The sequence below is a fragment of the Sphingomonas sp. DMC8 genome, assembly GCF_056314185.1.
The window spans coordinates 125,203-143,895 of record NZ_JBQUYV010000004.1; the positions used below are offsets into that span (position 1 = coordinate 125,203).

Genomic DNA, 18,693 nt, shown 5'->3' on the forward strand with positions numbered 1-18,693 from the left:
CGCCAAAGCGGTCAGTCGATCGCCTCGCCCAGCTGGGCGGCGATGCGGGCATAGGTGCGCGCGGCCCTGGCGGCGGCGCCGTTGGGGTCGGTGGCGGGCTTGTGGCCCAGCGCCTTCAGGATGTGATCGGCAGTGCGACTGGCATGGCGGGTCAGGCCCAGCCGCCGCGCCTTGCTGAAGCTGTTGCGCAGGATGGCCGGCACCTGTGCCCAGCAATCGGCGCAGACCAGTTGCCAGCGTTCGCGCGGGGCGGTGCAGCCGCGACGGCGGCAGCGACAGGGGCGATATGCCGTCACGCCATCCTCCGGCGGCGCAGATTGACTGCGCGATCCAGCCGGTCGAATTCGCGGCGTTCCTCCGGGGTCAGCCGCACCGCGTGCGGGCGGCGCGCGTCCAGCTCGCGCCAGCGCGGCATCAGGTTGGGGATCCGCGCGCCCATCAGCGGTGACCGCCTGCGAGCGCGAGTGCCAGCACCACGAAGGCGACGATGCCGCAAAATTCGCTCCAGCGGATCGGATCGCCGGCCATGCGGTGGGGGCTGGCAAGCGGCAGCGCGCGCGGCCGGCTTTTCGGGCGCATGCGCGGGGCGATCACATCGGGACCGGCCAGCATCTGCGCAGTGACGCGCAGGCGGCCTGTGCGGGGAAGATCGACCGGATCGGAATCGTGCGGCATCGGTGCCTCCGTTGATGACGGAGGCGGTATTTGCGGTAGATAAAACTAACAGTCAACAAAAATGTTAGATGAAACTACCAATGCGAGGCCGGTCGACGCCGGTTAGGGTATTTATTCACATTGGGGCGGTGCGGCCCCGAAGCCGGGGGGCGGGATGGTGCACGCGTTTTGTCGCGCATGCGGCGGCGATGTAACGGCGGACTCAAAGTTCTGCCTTCACTGTGGTGTGATGCTTATCAAGCAGGGTGCGCATACTGCACCTGTTGAAGGGAGCGGCGTTGCGGAGGAACAATCGAAGTCGCCACCGAATGCGCTTCCCGCATTTATCTTCGGTGGTGTTGGTATAGCGCTATTTTTTCTGCTGGTTCTGGCCGTCTCGACCGGAAGAGAGGCCGCTGGATCGGGTGCCGTATCAAGTGGCGTCGGCAATCTGAACGGTGCGGCCGACGCCACTGAGAATGGCTCGGCCGCGGAATCGTCAGTCGATGGCGCAAGCGGGTGGCAATATTCCTCCCGCGACGATGATATGTCGAGCAAGAAGGTGTTATCGGCGACACTGTCGAGCAAGAACCAGATTTCGCAGGGAATGCCCTATGGTGACAGTGGCTTGCGCGTCACCATTCGACAGCATCCGCGATGGGGGCGAGATGTTTATTTCACACTGGACAGCGGCCAGCTTGTTTGCGGCGTAAGCGATGAATGCTACGCACTGGTTCGCTTCGACCGAGGCCCCGCCCAGCGCGTGGCGCTTACAGAGCCCTCCGATCATAGCTCCAGCACCCTGTTCGCGTCCGGGCGCCTGGCGTCGGCGATATTGCGTGCAAAGCGGATGGTTGTGGAAATCGAAGTGTATCAGGCTGGGCGGCCACAGTTCGTCTTCGACCTGTCCGGGTTGGACGGGTCGAAAGTGGGGCTATGATCTGCTGTGGTGACCCATGGGGCGGCTCCTTAGAAGCGAGCGCCCTTCACCTTGTGCATGGCCGCGACCCGCTTGATATCGACACGAAAAGTGACGGCGGGATTGAACTGGCGCAGTTCGACATAGTCTGATCCGCGACGTACCAGCTCTTTCACCAGCACCATCTTGACGCCTTCGTCCTGATCGCGGCCGCCGCGCAACTGGACGATCACCGTGTCACCGATGCCCACGCTGTCGCGGGGGCTGACCCACACCTCGTGCCCGGGTTTCAGCGCGGGGACCATGGACTCGCCAACAATACGCAGGGCATAGGCCTGCGCATCCTTGGAAAGGAAATCCGGGCGGCTGATATAATCGAGCACCTGGCCGTGATGTAGTTCGGTGAGTTCGATATGTTCTTCCACGCCCCCGAAATCTCCCCCGACCGCGCTGCCTACCAGCGGCACCGGTGGTAGCGGTTCCTCACCAAAGAACGCATTGCGTACATCCCTGGCGCCCCGCGCGATGCCGACGACTTCCGACAAGACGAAGTCGTTATCGGTGCCTTTCGCATGGTCGAGCGCACGTTCATAATCGGTGCGAGGGGCGGAAATTGCGTTGAGCAGCGCATCCAGCACATCCTGGCTGGGGTTGCCGTGTTTTTCCAATCCTTTGAAGTAGTTCCGCGCAAGCCCGGCATCGGTTGCCCAGCGGCCGAGCGCGAGCCCGTCCGGCTTCAGCGCCAACAGCGCCCGATATACAGGGGGCTTTACCTCCGTCATGGTGTTCGCGGTATCGAACAGCGACCGACTAACGGCAACGGTAGATTGATCTAACATTTCCACTTGACTGTTAGTTTTGTCTACCGCATGCATCGCGGCCATGCAGATTCCGACCCATGACGAGGTGCTTCGCGACCTCGACGCCTTTTTGCGGCGCCATCCCGAAATCGCCCCGTCGCGGTTTGGCCGCGACGTGACGGGTGAGCCGGGGCTGGTGGGCCGCCTGCGCAAGGGCAGCTCCCCCACGCTGACGGTGCTCAACCGGATCAAGACGTACATGGACGCCAAGGACGCGGAACTGGGTGACGCTGTCGACCATGTGCCGGCAGATACTGCGGCGCCCACGCTGCCGTCATCGGGAAACGCCGGTGCCCTTTCCCCCCTGGAGGTGCAGCATGGCTGAGCGTGCGCTTACCGCCGACGAACAGCGGCTGGCCCGCGCGACGAAGCTGGCGGTGCAGATCGCCGGCGGTCTGGAGGATTGCGCGCGCGATACGGGCAAGTCCACGTCACAGCTTTCGCGCTGCTGTTCCCGCGAACATGTCGACAGCATTTCGCTGCGCGATGCGGTGATCATCGACAGCATCGGTTTTGGCAAGGCGGGGCATCCGGCCATCCTGACCGCTTATGCGCGGTTGCTGGGCGGCGTGTACGTCCAGTTGCCCACCGGCCCCGACGATCCCGAAGGCGTGACGCTGACACTGGCCGACGTAACGGCCGAGCTGGGCAGTGTGGCGGGTGAAGTGCGCCACGCGGTGAGCGACGACGGCATGGTGGATGCGCGGGAGGCGATCGCGATCCTGGACAAGCTGTACCATCTGGAAACCAAGGCCGCGACGATGCGCGTGCTGCTCCAGCGCATTGTCGACGGAGAGCGCAGGCAATGAGCAAGATGCATCTGCCGGCGCAGGTGCCCAATCTGGGTGCGCACAAGCTGGCGTGGATCGTCGGCACTTCGGGCGAGATCGGCCTGGAAATCGCGCGCTTCGGCGCGGCGACGGGCAATGCCGCGCTGTTCGACCGCGTGCTGGCCGGCGAAGTGGTGCCCGGCGCGGCGCTGGCCGCCATGATCGAGCTGTGGAGCATGGGCACGATCCAGCGGCGCGACTGGCGCCGGCCGGCGATGCGGTGGTGGTTCGACCGGCCGATCGGCTGGTTTCCGGCGCGACCGCGCGCGGCCCTGGCAGCGGCGGCTGCTGCCGCCCTTCAATCCATTTCTTTCCCCGGCGCGCGGCCCTCGGGTCGCACTGAAGACGCGCGCCATGGCGAGCCGGGTTTCTGCCCCTCTCGGCCCGGCTCGCCATCCCGTTTAAAGGGCGGCGCCCATGCTTGACGCTGCCGGCATCGTCGAATGGGTGCGCAACGCAAAGGCCGGTGACATGGTGGTGTATGCGCGTGGCGAGGCGATTCCGCGCCAGATCGCGGCGATGGCGTGGCGCCTGCAGGAAGCGGGCATGGTCGATCTGGTCCGCCGGCGCGAGCATGCGGGTTTCCAGTTCCTGATGCAGCGGCGCAGCAAGCCCTATGCCGGCACGCGGCGGGTGCGGTTCAGCTATCCGCGTGCATCGGCGGAAACGACGATCCTGCGCATGATCGCCCAGGCGGCGCGGCTGGGCCAGCCATGCCCCACCAATGCGGAATTCGCCCGGGTGGCCGGGCTGGCGGGGGCGGTCAGCGCTTCCTACCGGCTGCGCAAGCTGGTGCGCGACGGCAAGATTTTGCTGATCGACCATGGCCCCTATCAGCGGCGCGTGGCCGTGGTGGTGGCCAGCGGCGCACGGACGATGCCGGCGCGGCTGTGATGGCGGACCTGGTCGACATCGCCGGGGAGATCGAGCGCGAGCATCTGGCGCGCGCGATCGCCGATGCGCGGGCGGTGCCCTTTGTGCCCGGGGAACCGGGCGAATGCGAAACCTGTGGCGATTTTACCGCGCGGATCGTGGACGGGCGCTGTGCCCCATGCCGCGAACCGCGCGTGCCGAAACGGTGGTGAGGGAGGAAGCGATGGGTTGGGAAACGATCGACAATGTGAAGCCGAAATACACCAAGGCCAGCGTGCCGGTGGAAGGCCTCCGCGTCGGTACGCGCCGGGCGATGCGCGACACGCGCTTCATTGAAGTGAAGATCGGCATGGGGCTGGCGCGGCGCGCCCGTTTCGCGAGCGACCGGCAGCAGGTTCGGCTGATGTTCGGCACCGGCACGGATGCCGGCAAGGTGGGCGTTTCCGTCGATCAGGGGGGGGCGTTCGTCGCGCAAAAGGGAAAGCGGTTCGACTATTACACGCTGACCATCAATCGCGCGGCGGCAGAAGGGCTATTCGCGCTGGAATTCGAGCCGTTCACCGTCGATCGCGTGGAGGCGATCCGCCCCGAGAACGGCCAGCCGCCGATGTTCACCTTCCGCGCATCCGACGCGATGCTGGCGGCGGACGCGGAGTGATGGACGCGGCGGAAACAGCACGGCGCCTGGGCGCGGCGATGGCCGAAGTCCGGCGGCAACGCCTGGAGGGCCTGGCCTATGCCCGCGCCTGGCGCGCGCGGATGCGGCCGGTGTTCGACGCACTGTACCCCGAAACGGTGGGGCGGCACGGCCGCTGCAGCAAGTGCGGGCAGGTGGTGCAGCATGGCTGACCGGCGCAAACGATATGTGATCGATATGCTTCCGGGAGACGGCCGACGGCGCGTCATCCGGATTCCGTTTGCGGATCTGGCGGCGCCAAGCGGGATCACCCCCGGGCAGCCGGGCAGCCGGGTGTGCCAGTGACCGGACAGAACCGCAGCACCGCCGTCATGCAGCGCCGGCATGTCGCACATGACTCGCTCGATTATTTCCCCACGCCGCCCTGGGCGACGCGGGCGCTGACCGAGTGGATCGCGCGCGAGCTGGGCGATCCGATGGCCGAACAGAGGGTATGGGAACCAGCCTGCGGCGAAATGCACATGGCACGCCCGCTGCGCGAACGCTTCGGCACGGTGATTGCCAGCGACGTTCAGGCCTATGGCGAGCATGCACTGATCGATTTCCCGTCCCATGGCTGGACCTATCCGAAGGTGGATTGGGTCATCACCAACCCGCCTTTTGCCCTGGCGGAATCGTTCATCGCCACTGCCTTCGATGTGGCGCGGAGAGGCATCGCGATGCTCGTGCGTACTGCCTTTCTGGAATCGGAAGGGCGGGCGGAGGGGCTGTTTCTGGCGAACCCGCCGGCCTTTGTGCTGCAATTCGCGGAACGGGTAGTGATGCTGAAAGGCCGTCTGATCCGCGCCGGCGCGGTCGATCCGTTCGCCAATGTCGCCGGCACCAAGGCCAGCAGTGCGACCAGTTATTGCTGGATCGTCTGGCTGCGCGGGGCCGTGTGGGGAGAGCCGGACACGCGATTCCGGTGGCTGTTGCCTTGCCGGCGGCGGCTGGAGTGCGACGGGGATTATCCGGATTACACGGCACCTGCGGAGCTGGTGCCCACCTGAGATCGGGAGGCGACGGTCCAACTTTCTCCCGTCGTTGGCGGGCCTTGCCGGGTGGCCCCTCCCGAAACCCGGCACCTGAAACAGAATAGCCCGATCTACGGGAGGAATACGTGTCTTCACCGTCCGCCAGCCTTGCCGATCTCGACGCCATCCGGCGGCGGCACTCGCTTTCGGGCCTGATCGGCAAGAAGGTGAAGCTGCGGCGTAGTTCGGGCGGGTTTAAGGGATTGTGCCCGTTTCACCAGGAGCGGACGCCCAGCTTCCATGTGAGCGATGCCAAGGGCACCTATCATTGCTTTGGCTGCGGCGCGCATGGCGACCTGTTCCGCTGGGTGGAGGAAACCGAGGGCGTCGACTTCAAGGAGGCCGTGCGCCGGCTGCGCGAGGGTGAGCCGATCCGGGCCGATGCGGCGATCGCGCAGCGCGAGAGCCGGTGGCGGGAGGATTCGCCGTTCGTCGATTCGGTTGAGGTGGCGCGGTGGCTATGGCGCACGTCGCAGCCGGCGATCGGTTCGATCGTGGAGCGCTATCTGTTTTTGCGCGGGCTGGAGCTTGGCGGCATGCGGCAGTTCCGGATGCTTTCGGCGCTGCGCTTCCACCCTCGGGCGGCGGTGGTGCCGTGGCGTGTCGGCGCGGCCGAGGGTGATGTGCGCAGGCGCGCGCCGGCAATGCTGGGACTGATCGTGGACGGCGGCGGAATGCCGATGGGGGTGCATGCCACCTATCTCCGGCAGGATGGCAGCGACAAGATCGAGCGCAAGATATGGGGCGGGCTGCAGCGCGGCGCAGTGTGGCTGAGCGGTTGCCCCGCTGACGGGCCCGGCGGGTGCATCGTGGTGGGCGAAGGCATCGAAACCGTTTGGAGTTGGGTGCAGCGCAACCAGTGGCACGGCGCCGCCGCCGCCGCGCTGAGCCTGGACAATCTGCAGGGCGGCATCGTCCGCAAGGACGGCATGTGGCCGATGTGGAATATCCGCGCCGATCTGGGGCGCCCGCCGTTCCTGATCGAGGGCGCGGCCGAGGCGGTGGTGCTGGTCGACGCAGACATGAGGCCGCTGCGCGACCAGAAGCTGCAATATCGCCGGGGCGATCGCGGGGTGCGCGGGACGATCGACCAGGCCGAGCGCGCGCGGATCTGCGCCACGGCGGCGGTGCAGCATTGGCGGCATGCCGGCGCGGCGGCGGTCCGCGCCGAGCGCCCGCCCATGGGAATGGATTTCAATGACATGGTGAGGGCTGCGCAATGAGCGGGGATAGGCTGCGCCTTTTTGTCGAGCGCATCGAGCGGCTGATCGAGGAACGGGCGGGCATCACCGACGACATTCGCGACGTGTATGCCGAAGCCAAGGCGGAGGGCTATGACACCAAGACGATCCGCCAGCTGATCGCGCGGCGGGCGATGGAGCCGCACCACCGCGCTGAGGCGGAGGAGCTGCTGGCAACCTATGAGGCGGCGCTGGGCATGGAAGATGCCGAGGCGCGCGAGGCGCTGACCGCGTTGCGCCCCGATGCGGCAGCGATCGCGCTGGACCTGCTGACGGCGGAGATCGTGGCGCTGGAGGATCGCGGCCATGCGGCGACGCTGGTGGAGCATGTGCTGTTCCTGCTCGATCTGCGCGCTGAAATCGCGCTGCTGCGCGCGCAGGAATCCGCGCGGCGCAGGCTTGCCAAAGAGGAAGGTTTCGACAGCAAGCAGCTCGCCTTGGTGGTTCGCTGGTTCGAAAAGGTGGCGAAGCATGGCGAGGAGACGATGCGCGCCGGGGAGGCCACCTTCGGCCTGTATCGCGGTACGGTGGAGGCGCACAACGCCAAGGCCGGGATGGCGACCGAGCGCGACCAGGCGCTGTTCGAGAAATTCGCCGGGGATGACCGGCAGCAACAGAAACAATCGGCCCGTCGGAAGCGCGTGAACACCGCGCTGTTGCTGGCGCGCGCCGTAGATATCGATGGGAAGGGAAAGCGCCATGGCGGCTAGGACAGGGTTTGAGGTGGCGGTGGTGGATCCGTGGGCGCTTGCGTGGAAGGAACTGAACGACCAGGGCAATGCCGATCGGCTTGTGGCGCATGCGCAGGGTCTGTTGATCTATGTGCGCAGCTGGGGGTGGCTGGCTTATGCGGACGGGTATTGGTCGCGCGATGATGGCGAGCGGCTGGCCCGGCTGAAGGCAATGGACGTAGCGCGCGGCATGCGGGCCGAAATGGAGGCGCTGGAAGACCGCCTCGATCGCCGCGATCTGCCGGCCGGCATGACCGAGGATCTGCTGGAGGCGCGGATCGAGGCGCTATCGAAGCATGCGACCAAGTCCGGCGACAGTTCGCGCACCAAGGCGATGCTGGAGCAGGCGGCGAACCTGGACGTGCTGAACCGGCGGGAAGAGGAATTCGACGCCGATCCGCTGACGCTGAACGTGCGGAACCGGACGCTGCGCTTCGTGCAGGGCGCCGATGGCTGGGAGCTGCGCGCCGCCCCGCACGACCCCGAGGACCTACTGACACGGCAATGCGCGGCCGATTGGGTACCCGAGGTGGAAAATGCCATGTGGCTGAAGCACATGGAGACGGTGTTGCCGAACCCGGAGGTGCGCTGGTTCTTCCAGAAGCTGATGGGGTATTGCGCCACGGGCCTCAACGTAGAGCAGATCTTCGTCATCCTGCAGGGAAAGGGCGGCGATGGCAAATCGACCGCGATGAATGCGCTGCGCATTGTGCTGGGCAGCTATGCCGTCTCCGGCAAGGTGCAGACTTTCCTCGACGGGCCAGACACCGATGCCGGCGGGGCGACGCCCGAGCTGGTGCGATTCGTGGGCGACACACGGCTGATCTCCATCCAGGAGCCCAAACGGGGCAAGGCCATGGCGGAGGAGCGGGTGAAGCAATTCACCGGCGGCTCTCCCGTGCCCTACCGTCCGCTGTACGGTGCGGAGAGCGAGTTCGAGCCGCGCGGCAAGGTGGTGATGGAGGCGAACAAGCGACCGCGCATCACCGGCGACGACGACGGCATCTGGCGGCGCATCATCATCATGATGTGGCGACACCAGTTCAAGGGCACGGCGATCGTGAAGGGGATGCACAACCGCATCCTGCGCGAGGACAATGGCGGCCCCAGCGGCGTGCTGAACTGGATTATCAAGGGCATCATCGGATACCTGAACGAGGGGCTGGAGCAGCCGCAGGAAGTGGTCGACGCGATCGAGGAGTATCGGCGTTCCGCCAACCCTTTTTCCGAATGGGTCCATGCCATGCTGGATATGAGCGACCCTATGGCGCGCGAACTGTCGGCGGACCTCTATGCTTCGTACAAGCAATGGTGCGAGGCCGAGAATAAGCCCGATAGCGAAATCATGAATTCGACGAAGTTCGGCCGCGAGCTGGGTGATTTGCAGATCATCCTGTGCGGCAAGGACAGTAAAGGCAGGAAGATGCGGCGCGGCGCGCGCCTGCGCACGGGCGACGAGCTGCTGCCGCCGCTTACCAATGATGGTAGCGATGATCTTGCCGATGATGGGCTGTGGCCCCTCGATGATAACGAACCGCTTTGAGGCACAGACAGTCAACGGACAGTTGACCTGAACTGTCTGTGCTTTCGGGGTGCGCGGCGTCGATATGAAATCCTCGCCAGTTTGGTAGAGTGAAAGCATTAGCGCAATAGGTGTTTAAACCGTCCGTCTGTCCGTTAACTGTCCGTAGCGCAAAGCCGCAGAAGAACGTGAGTTGCGGACAGTCCGGACAGTACAGACTGTTTCGTCGATAACCTGCTCATGTGGGCGCGCATGCATGCGCGATATGCCCACAACCATCTGTCTGTCCGTTCTATAATCAAAGAGGGAAAGATGAATACTTCTAACTTCTCCAATGCAGCAAAGGCGCGGAGCAGCGAATTCGGTTCCACTTTGGGCTGGACGTTCACGGATGTGCAGGATCGGCTGGTGGAGGCGTGGGCCTTTCTCGCCCGCCTGCCCGATCGGGAGCGGGGATGGCAGCGGGTCCAGGCGATCTGGCCGGACGTTCGCCGGCACAACGCATTCGGGGACTATGGCGACATGGATGCCGATGCGCGGCCTGTGCTGCCCGGGCTGTCGTCGCATGAAGTGGGGCAGATGGAGGAAGCGTTGGGCTGGCTGGAGCACGTGCCCGAACGCGACCGAAAGCTGGTCGGCATGGTGCTCGCCCAGTTGCAGCGGGTGGCGCGGCCGGAATGGGTGTGGATCGCTGACCGCTTCGGGCGCGTGGCGCAGCCGGACGCCTATCGCAAGCGCTATGGCCGTGCACTGACCGGCATCTGCCGCGCCCTCAACGCCGCAGAAAACCGCAAGTAGAGGCAGTCAAGGGGTAGAATGTGCGTTCGACGAAATTTCAGATGTCCGCCCCGGCGCCGATTTGGGCTATCCAGCCGATAGCCTTGGGGCAGTCGCATGCGGCGTCGGTGCCGCACCGCATCGGCCCCCGGCTTCCTCGCATCGCCACCGACACGTCCGCGCCTCTGCCCACGGCATGGCTCGGGCGGACGCGCGCGGTCGGAGCGACCCATGCCGGTGCCGCTGCACCCAGCCACCCCCTGCCGCATCGCGGTGGTAGGGGTGGGGGTGCCTTGGGTCCTTCCCCGGCCCGCCCGCTATACGGGGGCCGGAGGCGAGTTGCGTGCGAGTATCGGTTATTTTTCCTCGGCTTGTTGTTGTTCTTTCGGTTTGGGTTGAGCGATGCGCGGTAATCTGGCCGATCTCGCCGCAACTGGGCTGGCTTCGGAACCTACGCTGCGGAAATGGCTGCAGGCGCAGCCGGACCAGCCGTGGATCATCAAGCGCGGGTCGAACGGCGATGCGTATGAAATCGACATCCCGGGCGCTATCGCGGCATGGCGAGCCGAGGAAGAGCGCAAGGCCGAGGAAGCGCGGCAGCGTGCCGACGACATCCGCCAGCTCGCGCTGGACATGGGAATCGGCGTGGCGGCCCAGCCGCAATCGGGGTTGTCCATTCAGGAGCGCAAGGCGCTTCTGGAAGAGGAACTGATCGCCACCAAACTTATGGAAAAGCGCCGCGAGCTGGTGCCGCTGGCGGAAGTGGTCGCGTCGCTGGCCGATATACTGGGCCGGTTCCAGCAGAAGCAGGCGACCTTCGCGGCCCGGCTGGCGAAAAAAATCGACCTTAGCCGCGACCAGATCACGGCGATCGAACGGCTGATGCACGCCGACCAGGCGTCGCTTGCCGATGCAATGGAGAATTGGAGCAAGCAGCTTGGCGACGGCAGCGACGATCCCGCCGCCCCGTTGGGTGATTCCGCCCTTTCCCGATAGGGGCGACATCCTGCGCCGGGTGGCACATTTCTGCCGCCCACGCGAAAAGCTGAACCTGCTCGAATGGTCGATCAAGTATCGCGGGTACGATCCGGACACGCTGCCCTGGCAGAGCGAGGTGCGTCTGGCGCTGGGCGATCCGGCCACGTCGGAAATCGGCATCATCAAGCCGGCGCAGTGCGGCGCCACGACGATCGGCACGGACTGGCTGGGCTGGATCGTCGATACCGACCCGTCCGACACGCTGGTCTGCCAGCCCGACCGGCTGATGGCGGAAAAGTTCGTGAAGGGCCGGCTGGACCCGATGGTGTCCGCCACACCCACGGTGGAAGCGAAGCTTCGCCCGGTCGACAACGCGAACAACCAGTGGATCAAGCTGTTTCAGGGCATGGTGCTCACCACCGTCTGGCCCGTGCCGGCGCAGTTTACCCAGCTGTCGATCCGCTTCGGTTGGCTGGACGATTACGACCAGTATGACGACAATATCGGCGAAACCGGCGGCGAAGGCGGCCAAGGTTCGGGCATCGCGCTGCTCGACGGTCGTTTCATCAGCCATGAAGGCCGCGAAAAGAAGTACATCAGCAGCTCGCCCGCCAAGGACGAAAAGAGCGGCATCGAAGCCTTCGTCGCCGACGGCACCGATGAACGCCTGTGGCCCGAATGCCCGCACTGCGGCGACCGGTTCGAAATAGATTTCCTGCGCGACCTGCGCTTCGATACCAGCGGCACTGCCGATCTGGCGGAAGAAACCGCGCATGTGATCTGCCCGGCCAACGGCTGCGTTCTGGAACCGGGCGACCGCCGCAAGCTGCACGAGAGCTGCGCGCGGCTGCCCAACCATGGCTTCGTCCAGGCGAACCCCGGCGTGTCGAAGCGTCGCCGCACCTTCCGGGTGGATGGCCTGATGGCGCTTCCCACCTGGCCGACACTGGCCCGCAAATGGCGAGAGGCGCAGATTGCATGGGAGCTGCGGCAGGATGAAAGCGCGCTGCGCACGGTAGTGAACACACAGGCCGGCAAGAACTACCGCTCCAAACACTCCGGCGAAAAGCCGATTGAGACGGACACGCTGAAGGCCCGGCGCGAGCTGGGCCTGCACCTTGGCCTGATGCCGGCCGGCGCGAAATTCTGGGTTATCGCCACCGACGTGCAGAACAATCGCCTGGAACATCTGGCGATGGCATTCGGCGAAGGGATCGAAGGCTGGATCGTCGATCGCTGGTCCACCGATGTGCTGGAGGATGGGCTTACCACGCTGGCGCCGTTCAGCCATCCGGAACATGCCCGGGTGATGCTGCCGCTGTGGGAGCGGCGCTATCCGCTGGCGGATGGTTCCGGCATGTCGCCGCCGCCGCTCACTGTGCAGATGGACATCGGCGGCGGCGGCGCAAAGGGCGAGGGCGCAGCGGAGTTCGCCAAGGCGCTGTGGGAGCTGGCGCGCGCCGCCGGCATCCATCGCAACCGCATCACGCTCACCAAGGGCGGCAGCAGCGCGGGTGGCGAGCTGATGCCCCGCGCGAAGTTCGCGGAACAGAAGCGGCAGGGCGGCGCAAAGCGCACCTCGGCCGAATTGTGGTTGCCCAATGTCCACCGGATCAAGGGCATCATCGACGCGCGCCTGCGCCGGCCGAAACCCGGCCCGGGCTATATCCACCTGCCCGGCGGCAAGACGGGCGGCGGCAAGCTGAAACCGGGGCAGGATGAAGGCGCCACCGGCCGCCTGCTCGACCAGCATGTCGAGGAAATCACGGCCGAAGAGCTGAAGAAGGGCAAGTGGGAAAAGATCAGGCCCCGCAACGAAACGTGGGATCTGCTGGTCTATGCCTATGCCGCCATCCTGCGGCCACCCTTCGCCCAGTCGCGTACCCATGCGCGCTGGGTGCCCAAGGAATTCCGCGTGCCGGATCAGGCGGCGTTGCCGCTCCCGGCGCCGGAACGGCAGGCGGGTGATGGAGTGCCCGGCGCACCGCCACGGCCTGCCGCACCCACGCCGCCGGCATCGCCGGCACCGACGAAACTGGCACCAACCGTGCCCACGTCGAAACGCAACACCGTCAATCGCTTCACCAAGCGGAACGGGAATTGGATCGGAAAACGCTGATGGCCTGGACAGAAGCCGACCTCGACATCGTCGATCAGGCTCTGAAGAGCAACGTCCGCAAGGTGACCTTCGCGGACGGCCGCTCGACCGAATACCAGAATGCGGGGGAGCTGCTCGCCGTGCGGAACACGATCAAGGCGGAGCTGGATCGCGACGTTGCCCGGGGCGCACGCCGCACCCGCGTAGCTGTCCTGAAGGTGCGCCGATGAACTGGTTGGAGCGCTCCATTGCCGCGATCTCGCCGCGCCTCGCCGAGCGACGGGCAATGTCGCGGGTTCGCCTGCAGGGGCTGACCGCCATCGAGCGGCGGCAGATGCGTCAGACCCGAGCCAGCGGCGGCAGCTTCGACTTGAACAGCGGCAACCCGGACGATGCCCGTCCGCGTCGCTATCTCGATCGCGCCACCGTGCTTCGTCTCGCTTCCCAGAACCCCTATGGAAAGAAGGCGCTGAATGCGCTGGTGAACAACGCCGTGGGCTGGGGCATCACCGGCACGCCAAAAGGCCCAAAGACGCTGAGCAAGCTCTGGCAGGATTGGGTGAAGGTCAGCGACTATCGCGGTCGGCTAAACTTATACGGCCAGCAGGAACTGGCGGTCCGCACCATGTTTCGCCAAGGCGAGGTGTTCATCCTTCGCCGCTGGGTCAAGGGCGCCGCGGTGCTGCCGTTTCGCATCCAGTTGGTCGATGCAGGAATGCTCGCTACCGACAAGTTCGGCGAAAATATCGAGGATGGCATCCAGTACGATGGCAACGGCAACGTCGTAGGATACTGGTTCCAGCAGGCGCGCCTCCGTTATCGCGGTTCGAAGCCTCCCGTGTTCTTCAAGGCCGAGGACGTGATCCACCTCTTCATTGAAGAGGAGGTGGGCCAGCCGCGCGGCGTCTCAGTATTCGAGCCGGTGGTAAAGCGGCTCGACGATATCGACGAAACGCTCGACGCCGATCTCGTTCGCCGCAAGATCGATGCGTGCTTCGCCGGCTTCCGCACGCTGAGCCCCGACGCCGAAGATCGCCCGACCGGCGAACGCGAAGAGCAGGGCGGCGGGCGTCCGCCGGTCGACACTATAGAGCCCGGCATGTTGTTCACCCTGGAACAGGGCGAGGACATCAAGTTCAGCGATCCGAAGCCGGCGGGAGGCTTGGGCGATGCGGTCAAGATCCAGCTGCTCGCCGCCGCCGCCGGCATGTTGGTCACCTACGAGCACATGACCGGTGACCTGTCGAACGTGAATTTCTCGTCCTATCGGGCAGGCGCGCTGGAGTTCGATACGTTCATCTCGCGCGTGCAGTGGAACACGTTGATCCCGGTCGGACTCGATCGTGTGTGGGACTGGTTCTGTCAGGCCGCGTATGAATTCGGCCGTACCGGCAAGCGCACCTATGAAATCCGCTGGGCGCCGCCGCCGCGCAAGACGATCGACCGGCTCGGCGATGCCAAAGCCGATCAGCTCGAAATGGAACTTGGGCTGGAAAATCGTCGTGCGCTGCTCGCGGCGCGGGGGGTCGATCACGACACGCATCTCGAAGAGACTGCGCGCGATCTCGCCTTCCAGCGCGAGAAGAAACTCTATTTCCAGGGTGACCCCGCCGAAGCGGCAGCGGCGCAGGCCGCAAAATCAGGTCAGCAGGCCTAAAAGGAGACAACAATGGAACGTCGCAAGCCAGCGCCGCCGCGCGCGGTGCCGCCCCCGCGTGCGCTCGCTTTTCTCACCGGGTCGGGTTTGATTGCTGCGGCAGACGCCCGGAGCAATGCGCTCGCCGTCGATCTGGCGGTGCCGATGCTCACCCGCAATGCGCCCACCACAGACCAGGTAGAGGAGCGCCGCCAGCCGCAGGCCGGCGGGCGTGGCGAGCGCAGCCTGGCCATTGTTCCCGGCAGCTACGACGCCGACAATCACACGGTCGAGGTGGTTCTGTCCTCCGGCGCAGCGGTTCAGCGCTACTACTTCATCGAAGAGCTTGAGATCAGCGAGGCGGCGGTTGATCTCAGCCGTGTCGAGGCTGGCGTCTGTCCGCTGCTGGACACGCACAACCAGTACGAGCTTTCTGCCCAAATCGGCCGCGTCGTCTCGGCCCGGATCGAAAAAGCGCAGTTGGTCGGTGTGGTGCAATTCGACCAGACCGATGAGGGCCAGCTAATCGAGGCGCGTGTCGCGCGCGGCGAGCTGCGCGCGATCTCGATCGGCTACCGGGTCACCACCTGGACGATCACCACCAACACTACGAACGCGGATCTCGATACCTGGCGGGCAACCGCCTGGGAGTTGCTCGAGGCGAGCTTCGTTCCCGTTCCCGCCGATCCGAACGCCGTGGTTCGGTCGGCTCCTGGGACTTCATCGCACGGTACCATCGAAGAGGAAGAAGATATGCGACGCAACCTCCCGGGCGGCGCGGCTGCAGCCGCACCCTCCTCCACCAGCGCGCCGGCGATTGGCGCGGCCCCGGCAGCACCTTCCGAGCGCGCACAGCTCGCGGCCCCGCCGGTGGCTGAACCGCCTGCACCTACCGCAGGCCGCATCACGGCTCGTCAGATCCGCGAACGTTGCGCGCGCTCGGCCGATCTCGGCAGCGACTTCGCCCTCGAACTGATCGAGCGTAATGAGACGACGCCGCTTGGCGAGGCGGAATTCGAGCGCGCCATCAGCGAGCGTTTGCTCGATCAGCGCCTGCAACCGCGCATTGATGTGCGCGTCGGGCCGGCGGGCACGGAAAGCGAAGACTATCGTCGCGCCCTCGAGGTCGCCGTCACGCTCCGCGCAGACACGCGCGCGCAGTTCGAGCAGCGCGATCTCGATCTCGCCTATGAGTTCCGCGGCCTGTCGCTGCTCGAACTCGCTCGGGACTACCTCCAGCGCAGCGGCGTTAACCCGCGCGGCATGGGCAAGCTGGAAATCGCCGGCGCGGCCCTTGGCCTCCGCTTCGGCGCCCAGAATACCAGCGATTTCGCAAATGCCCTTTCCAGCGCCATCGGCAAGCGCGTGCGGCAAGCCTATCAGACGGCGCCGCAGTCCTTCACCCCTATCGTGTCGCAGGGAACGCTCCCGGATTTCAAGCCGACCAACATCGTCGGCTTGGGCGATGCGCCGCAGTTGCTGCTGGTGCCCGAAAATGGTGAATTCACCTACGGCGCCATGTCCGATACCGGCATGTCGTACAAGCTGCAGACCTATGGTCGCATCATCGCGCTCACCCGTCAGGCGATCATCAACGACGACAAGCGCCTCTTCGCCAAGATCCCGGACAAGTTCGGCACCAAGGCGCGCGACCTGGAAAGCGACCTCGTCTGGGGGCTGATCTTCGGCAATGTGACGCTGCCCGATGGTTATGCCCTGTTCTCCGCGCAGCACGGGAATCTCGCGGCCTCGGGCACCGACCTCACCGTTGACGCCGTTGCGGCCGGACGGGGCGCCATGGCGCAGCAACGCAGCGCTGAAGGTGGCTTCATCACCATCCGGCCTGCTTTCCTGGCGGTCGGTCCGCTGCTGCAGACCAAGGCGGAGCAGTTTCTCACGGCCGTCGCGGCCACGCAGACGTCGAACGTCAACCCGTTCGTGTCGAAGCTTCAGCTGCTCGTTGAGCCGCGCATCACCGACAAGTCCTGGTACTTGTTCGCCGATCCGGCCGCGGCCGATACGATCGAACTGTCGCACCTCGAAGGCCAGGAAGGTCTGTTCATCGAAACCCAGGCCGGGTTCGACGTCGACGGCGTCAAGACCAAGGCCCGTCTCGATGTCGGCGCTGCGATCGTCGAATATCGCAGCATGTACAAGAATCCCGGTCTGTAAGTTTGATCAGAAGGAGTACGTGTCATGGTACAGAAAAAGCTGATCTGCCTGCTGGGGCCGAAAGTCATTGATGGCGCGGTTCGCTATCCCAACGAAGGCGTAATCTCCATCGATGTCGCTACCGCCGAGCGATACCTTGAAGAAGGTAGCGCTATTTCTGCGGAGTTCGATACTGAGGAAGTCGGCGACGAAGACCTTGGGTCGATGACTATCGCCTCTCTCAGACAGGTAGCTGCGGCTGAGGAAGTCGATCTTTCGGGCGCCACCAGCAAAGCCCAGATTCTCGACAAGATTGCCGCAGCGCGCGCTGGCCGGCCTGCACAGGAGTAAGGAAAGATGAAGAACTTCATTCAGAAGGGCGATGTAATCCCCTGCATCGCGCCGTACGCGCTCACGAGTGGCCAGGGGTTCCTTGACGGCGCGCAGTTTGCCGTGGCGGCAGCGGACGCGGCGAGCGGTGCCGCAGTGCAGGGGCTGGTTCGCGGCATGGTGACCCTGCCGAAGGCGGCTGTTGCCATCACGCGGAAGACGCTGGCGTACTGGGACAACACCAATCGCGTCGTCACCAATGTCGCGAGCGGTAACACCAAGATCGGCATCTTCCAGTCCACGGTGATTGCAGGGGCTGCAACGATCGATCTGTTTATCGAGCCCTGCTTCTAAACGCCTTCCTCCCGCACCTGAACGGGCGCCGCGGCGAGTCTGTGGCGCCCGTTCCGTTTTCAGGGGTATCCCATGCAGATCCAGACCTACATCGCCGCGACGGACAACGCCGGAAACTTCCGCGATGCCGGCAGCCTCCTCACCGCGGGTGAGGCGGACGACGAAATCGCCACCGATGTCGCGCAGTCACTCCTCGATCGCACCCTTGCGGTCGAGATCACGCCGAAGGCCGCGCGTGGCGCCAGGGCGCAGGCAGGCGGCGAATGAGCATCTGGGATCAGGCCATGCGCGCGATCGACGGCGTGATGCAGGATCCCGATGCGCTGATCTACACCGGCGCCGGGCTCGTTGCGCAGCCGGTCCAGGCCGTGCGGCTGGATGGCCCGGCGGACGAATTCGACACGCACGTCCAGGGCAATTCCCTCCGCCGCGTCGAATATGAGGTCGATCCCGTCGCCAGCGGCATGACGGCCGATCCGCGCAAGACGAACAGCTTCACGCATCGCGGCCGGCGCTGGCTGGTCGAACAGGCCACTTGGCGTCCCGAGCTGGGCCGCTGGCGCCTGATCGTTGCCGATGCGGGAGCGGCGTGATGCCCACCGTTCGCGACAACATCCTCGCCAAGGCGATGACGCTGCTCCAGGCCGCGACGCCGGGCACCGGCTGGGAGCTGGAGCCCGCTGGCGATCCGGACAGCTTCCCTGCGGGCGCCCTGTTCGATCTCGGTCACCGGGTGGTCGAGCGCGAATGGGGCGCCACGCGCTACGAAATGCACCTGGCCGTCGAAGGCTATGTCGACGGCCTCGACGGCACCGCGCCCACCGCCGCGCGCACGGCGATGCAGGCCGCTGTCGTCGCCGCGTTGCTCGGCCTGCCGGCGCAGCTGCCTGGCGTTGTGGAGATCGTCGAAGACGGCGACCTTCGCATGATGACCGCCGAGCTGGCCGCGCGCCGCCGCCTCGGCTTCGTCCAGGACTTCGCAGTCCAGTTCCTCACCAACCGCTCCAACCCGGCGCTGCCGGCCTGAAA

26 protein-coding genes and 1 pseudogene are annotated in these 18,693 nt (G+C 65.4%); 23 read left to right on the plus strand and 4 right to left on the minus strand.

What is annotated here, in order from left to right; all coding sequences use genetic code 11:
• Window positions 1-11: 11 nt before the first annotated feature.
• Genes ACT53K_RS10045 through ACT53K_RS10055 form a run of 3 tightly spaced genes read right to left on the minus strand, consistent with a single transcriptional unit; the run spans window position 12 to window position 675 of the window.
• A complete protein-coding gene (locus tag ACT53K_RS10045; protein ID WP_476228481.1) occupies window positions 12-296 on the minus strand; it encodes a hypothetical protein in 285 nt (94 codons plus the stop codon).
• Window positions 293-439: a hypothetical protein gene (locus ACT53K_RS10050; RefSeq protein WP_476228482.1), complete on the minus strand. Its 147-nt coding sequence runs from the start codon at window positions 437-439 to the stop codon at window positions 293-295. Before ACT53K_RS10050 ends, ACT53K_RS10045 begins: the two co-directional genes overlap by 4 nt.
• Window positions 439-675, minus strand: a complete 237-nt coding sequence (locus ACT53K_RS10055) for a hypothetical protein (RefSeq protein WP_476228483.1) — start codon at window positions 673-675, stop codon at window positions 439-441. The genes ACT53K_RS10050 and ACT53K_RS10055 overlap by 1 nt, the downstream gene beginning before the upstream one ends.
• 229 nt (window positions 676-904) lie before the next feature.
• Here ACT53K_RS10055 and ACT53K_RS10060 point away from each other — a divergent pair, with 229 nt between their 5' ends.
• Window positions 905-1,594 (plus strand): hypothetical protein, encoded by a 690-nt coding sequence (locus ACT53K_RS10060; RefSeq protein WP_476228484.1) that lies wholly within the window; start codon window positions 905-907, stop codon window positions 1,592-1,594.
• Between the two features lie 29 nt (window positions 1,595-1,623).
• On the opposite strand, the gene ACT53K_RS10065 is transcribed toward ACT53K_RS10060, so the two are convergent.
• On the minus strand, window positions 1,624-2,457 hold the full coding sequence (locus ACT53K_RS10065; RefSeq protein WP_476228485.1) for a S24 family peptidase: 834 nt from the start codon (window positions 2,455-2,457) through the stop codon (window positions 1,624-1,626).
• On the opposite strand from ACT53K_RS10065, the gene ACT53K_RS10070 reads away from it, so the two are divergent.
• The 22 genes and pseudogenes from ACT53K_RS10070 (at window position 2,456) to ACT53K_RS10175 (ending at window position 18,691) form a co-directional block, all read left to right on the plus strand.
• Window positions 2,456-2,758, plus strand: a complete 303-nt coding sequence (locus tag ACT53K_RS10070) for a hypothetical protein (protein ID WP_476228486.1) — start codon at window positions 2,456-2,458, stop codon at window positions 2,756-2,758. The genes ACT53K_RS10065 and ACT53K_RS10070 overlap by 2 nt on opposite strands.
• Entirely contained in the window at window positions 2,751-3,242 is a 492-nt protein-coding gene (locus ACT53K_RS10075) for a phage regulatory CII family protein (RefSeq protein ID WP_476228487.1), read from the plus strand. The genes ACT53K_RS10070 and ACT53K_RS10075 overlap by 8 nt, the downstream gene beginning before the upstream one ends.
• Window positions 3,239-3,688: a hypothetical protein gene (locus ACT53K_RS10080; protein ID WP_476228488.1), complete on the plus strand. Its 450-nt coding sequence runs from the start codon at window positions 3,239-3,241 to the stop codon at window positions 3,686-3,688. Before ACT53K_RS10075 ends, ACT53K_RS10080 begins: the two co-directional genes overlap by 4 nt.
• Window positions 3,681-4,157: a hypothetical protein gene (locus ACT53K_RS10085; RefSeq protein WP_476228489.1), complete on the plus strand. Its 477-nt coding sequence runs from the start codon at window positions 3,681-3,683 to the stop codon at window positions 4,155-4,157. Before ACT53K_RS10080 ends, ACT53K_RS10085 begins: the two co-directional genes overlap by 8 nt.
• Complete coding sequence (locus tag ACT53K_RS10090) at window positions 4,157-4,348, plus strand: conjugal transfer protein TraR (RefSeq protein ID WP_476228490.1); 192 nt, start codon at window positions 4,157-4,159, stop codon at window positions 4,346-4,348. The genes ACT53K_RS10085 and ACT53K_RS10090 overlap by 1 nt, the downstream gene beginning before the upstream one ends.
• 11 nt (window positions 4,349-4,359) lie before the next feature.
• The gene (locus ACT53K_RS10095; protein WP_476228491.1) at window positions 4,360-4,794 is read left to right on the plus strand and encodes a hypothetical protein; all 435 of its coding nucleotides are present in this window, start codon (window positions 4,360-4,362) and stop codon (window positions 4,792-4,794) included.
• Window positions 4,794-4,985 (plus strand): hypothetical protein, encoded by a 192-nt coding sequence (locus ACT53K_RS10100; protein WP_476228492.1) that lies wholly within the window; start codon window positions 4,794-4,796, stop codon window positions 4,983-4,985. Before ACT53K_RS10095 ends, ACT53K_RS10100 begins: the two co-directional genes overlap by 1 nt.
• A 129-nt stretch (window positions 4,986-5,114) precedes the next feature.
• Window positions 5,115-5,822 (plus strand): hypothetical protein, encoded by a 708-nt coding sequence (locus ACT53K_RS10105; protein WP_476228493.1) that lies wholly within the window; start codon window positions 5,115-5,117, stop codon window positions 5,820-5,822.
• Between the two features lie 110 nt (window positions 5,823-5,932).
• Entirely contained in the window at window positions 5,933-7,069 is a 1,137-nt protein-coding gene (locus ACT53K_RS10110; protein WP_476228494.1) for a CHC2 zinc finger domain-containing protein, read from the plus strand.
• Window positions 7,066-7,287 (plus strand): annotated as a pseudogene (locus ACT53K_RS10115) (DUF2312 domain-containing protein); the annotation flags it as partial. The gene ACT53K_RS10110 and the pseudogene ACT53K_RS10115, both read left to right, overlap by 4 nt.
• A 499-nt stretch (window positions 7,288-7,786) precedes the next feature.
• Window positions 7,787-9,361 carry a DNA primase family protein gene (locus ACT53K_RS10120; protein WP_476228495.1) on the plus strand — a complete coding sequence of 525 codons (1,575 nt, stop codon included), beginning with the start codon at window positions 7,787-7,789 and terminating at the stop codon, window positions 9,359-9,361.
• Window positions 9,362-9,652: 291 nt separating this feature from the next.
• Window positions 9,653-10,138: a DUF6362 family protein gene (locus tag ACT53K_RS10125; protein WP_476228496.1), complete on the plus strand. Its 486-nt coding sequence runs from the start codon at window positions 9,653-9,655 to the stop codon at window positions 10,136-10,138.
• A 381-nt stretch (window positions 10,139-10,519) separates the two neighbouring features.
• Window positions 10,520-11,113, plus strand: a complete 594-nt coding sequence (locus ACT53K_RS10130; RefSeq protein WP_476228497.1) for a hypothetical protein — start codon at window positions 10,520-10,522, stop codon at window positions 11,111-11,113.
• Window positions 11,055-13,214 carry a terminase gpA endonuclease subunit gene (locus tag ACT53K_RS10135; RefSeq protein ID WP_476228498.1) on the plus strand — a complete coding sequence of 720 codons (2,160 nt, stop codon included), beginning with the start codon at window positions 11,055-11,057 and terminating at the stop codon, window positions 13,212-13,214. Before ACT53K_RS10130 ends, ACT53K_RS10135 begins: the two co-directional genes overlap by 59 nt.
• The gene (locus ACT53K_RS10140; RefSeq protein WP_476228499.1) at window positions 13,214-13,423 is read left to right on the plus strand and encodes a phage head-tail joining protein; all 210 of its coding nucleotides are present in this window, start codon (window positions 13,214-13,216) and stop codon (window positions 13,421-13,423) included. Before ACT53K_RS10135 ends, ACT53K_RS10140 begins: the two co-directional genes overlap by 1 nt.
• Window positions 13,420-14,850: a phage portal protein gene (locus ACT53K_RS10145; protein WP_476228500.1), complete on the plus strand. Its 1,431-nt coding sequence runs from the start codon at window positions 13,420-13,422 to the stop codon at window positions 14,848-14,850. The genes ACT53K_RS10140 and ACT53K_RS10145 overlap by 4 nt, the downstream gene beginning before the upstream one ends.
• Window positions 14,851-14,862: 12 nt before the next feature.
• Window positions 14,863-17,001: a prohead protease/major capsid protein fusion protein gene (locus ACT53K_RS10150; RefSeq protein WP_476228501.1), complete on the plus strand. Its 2,139-nt coding sequence runs from the start codon at window positions 14,863-14,865 to the stop codon at window positions 16,999-17,001.
• Window positions 17,002-17,025: 24 nt separating this feature from the next.
• Window positions 17,026-17,331: a hypothetical protein gene (locus ACT53K_RS10155; protein WP_476228502.1), complete on the plus strand. Its 306-nt coding sequence runs from the start codon at window positions 17,026-17,028 to the stop codon at window positions 17,329-17,331.
• A 6-nt stretch (window positions 17,332-17,337) separates the two neighbouring features.
• Complete coding sequence (locus ACT53K_RS10160) at window positions 17,338-17,664, plus strand: DUF2190 family protein (RefSeq protein ID WP_476228503.1); 327 nt, start codon at window positions 17,338-17,340, stop codon at window positions 17,662-17,664.
• Window positions 17,665-17,736: 72 nt separating this feature from the next.
• A complete protein-coding gene (locus ACT53K_RS10165; RefSeq protein WP_476228504.1) occupies window positions 17,737-17,931 on the plus strand; it encodes a hypothetical protein in 195 nt (64 codons plus the stop codon).
• Window positions 17,928-18,257, plus strand: a complete 330-nt coding sequence (locus ACT53K_RS10170) for a hypothetical protein (RefSeq protein ID WP_476228505.1) — start codon at window positions 17,928-17,930, stop codon at window positions 18,255-18,257. The genes ACT53K_RS10165 and ACT53K_RS10170 overlap by 4 nt, the downstream gene beginning before the upstream one ends.
• On the plus strand, window positions 18,257-18,691 hold the full coding sequence (locus ACT53K_RS10175) for a hypothetical protein (RefSeq protein ID WP_476228506.1): 435 nt from the start codon (window positions 18,257-18,259) through the stop codon (window positions 18,689-18,691). Before ACT53K_RS10170 ends, ACT53K_RS10175 begins: the two co-directional genes overlap by 1 nt.
• Window positions 18,692-18,693 lie beyond the last annotated feature (2 nt).

What these genes read in the sequence shown, in the direction of transcription:
- ACT53K_RS10100 (WP_476228492.1), top strand. Translation starts at nt 4,794, where the DNA reads ATGGACGCGGCGGAAACAGCACGGCGCCTGGGCGCGGCGATGGCCGAA.
- ACT53K_RS10075 (WP_476228487.1), top strand. Translation starts at nt 2,751, where the DNA reads ATGGCTGAGCGTGCGCTTACCGCCGACGAACAGCGGCTGGCCCGCGCG.
- ACT53K_RS10120 (WP_476228495.1), top strand. Translation starts at nt 7,787, where the DNA reads ATGGCGGCTAGGACAGGGTTTGAGGTGGCGGTGGTGGATCCGTGGGCG.
- ACT53K_RS10140 (WP_476228499.1), top strand. Translation starts at nt 13,214, where the DNA reads ATGGCCTGGACAGAAGCCGACCTCGACATCGTCGATCAGGCTCTGAAG.
- ACT53K_RS10150 (WP_476228501.1), top strand. Translation starts at nt 14,863, where the DNA reads ATGGAACGTCGCAAGCCAGCGCCGCCGCGCGCGGTGCCGCCCCCGCGT.
- ACT53K_RS10145 (WP_476228500.1), top strand. Translation starts at nt 13,420, where the DNA reads ATGAACTGGTTGGAGCGCTCCATTGCCGCGATCTCGCCGCGCCTCGCC.
- ACT53K_RS10050 (WP_476228482.1), bottom strand. Translation starts at nt 439, where the DNA reads ATGGGCGCGCGGATCCCCAACCTGATGCCGCGCTGGCGCGAGCTGGAC.
- ACT53K_RS10090 (WP_476228490.1), top strand. Translation starts at nt 4,157, where the DNA reads ATGGCGGACCTGGTCGACATCGCCGGGGAGATCGAGCGCGAGCATCTG.
- ACT53K_RS10130 (WP_476228497.1), top strand. Translation starts at nt 10,520, where the DNA reads ATGCGCGGTAATCTGGCCGATCTCGCCGCAACTGGGCTGGCTTCGGAA.
- ACT53K_RS10175 (WP_476228506.1), top strand. Translation starts at nt 18,257, where the DNA reads ATGCCCACCGTTCGCGACAACATCCTCGCCAAGGCGATGACGCTGCTC.
- ACT53K_RS10095 (WP_476228491.1), top strand. Translation starts at nt 4,360, where the DNA reads ATGGGTTGGGAAACGATCGACAATGTGAAGCCGAAATACACCAAGGCC.
- ACT53K_RS10165 (WP_476228504.1), top strand. Translation starts at nt 17,737, where the DNA reads ATGCAGATCCAGACCTACATCGCCGCGACGGACAACGCCGGAAACTTC.
- ACT53K_RS10065 (WP_476228485.1), bottom strand. Translation starts at nt 2,457, where the DNA reads ATGGCCGCGATGCATGCGGTAGACAAAACTAACAGTCAAGTGGAAATG.
- ACT53K_RS10080 (WP_476228488.1), top strand. Translation starts at nt 3,239, where the DNA reads ATGAGCAAGATGCATCTGCCGGCGCAGGTGCCCAATCTGGGTGCGCAC.
- ACT53K_RS10155 (WP_476228502.1), top strand. Translation starts at nt 17,026, where the DNA reads ATGGTACAGAAAAAGCTGATCTGCCTGCTGGGGCCGAAAGTCATTGAT.
- ACT53K_RS10055 (WP_476228483.1), bottom strand. Translation starts at nt 675, where the DNA reads ATGCCGCACGATTCCGATCCGGTCGATCTTCCCCGCACAGGCCGCCTG.
- ACT53K_RS10125 (WP_476228496.1), top strand. Translation starts at nt 9,653, where the DNA reads ATGAATACTTCTAACTTCTCCAATGCAGCAAAGGCGCGGAGCAGCGAA.
- ACT53K_RS10070 (WP_476228486.1), top strand. Translation starts at nt 2,456, where the DNA reads ATGCAGATTCCGACCCATGACGAGGTGCTTCGCGACCTCGACGCCTTT.
- ACT53K_RS10170 (WP_476228505.1), top strand. Translation starts at nt 17,928, where the DNA reads ATGAGCATCTGGGATCAGGCCATGCGCGCGATCGACGGCGTGATGCAG.
- ACT53K_RS10085 (WP_476228489.1), top strand. Translation starts at nt 3,681, where the DNA reads ATGCTTGACGCTGCCGGCATCGTCGAATGGGTGCGCAACGCAAAGGCC.
- ACT53K_RS10160 (WP_476228503.1), top strand. Translation starts at nt 17,338, where the DNA reads ATGAAGAACTTCATTCAGAAGGGCGATGTAATCCCCTGCATCGCGCCG.
- ACT53K_RS10060 (WP_476228484.1), top strand. Translation starts at nt 905, where the DNA reads ATGCTTATCAAGCAGGGTGCGCATACTGCACCTGTTGAAGGGAGCGGC.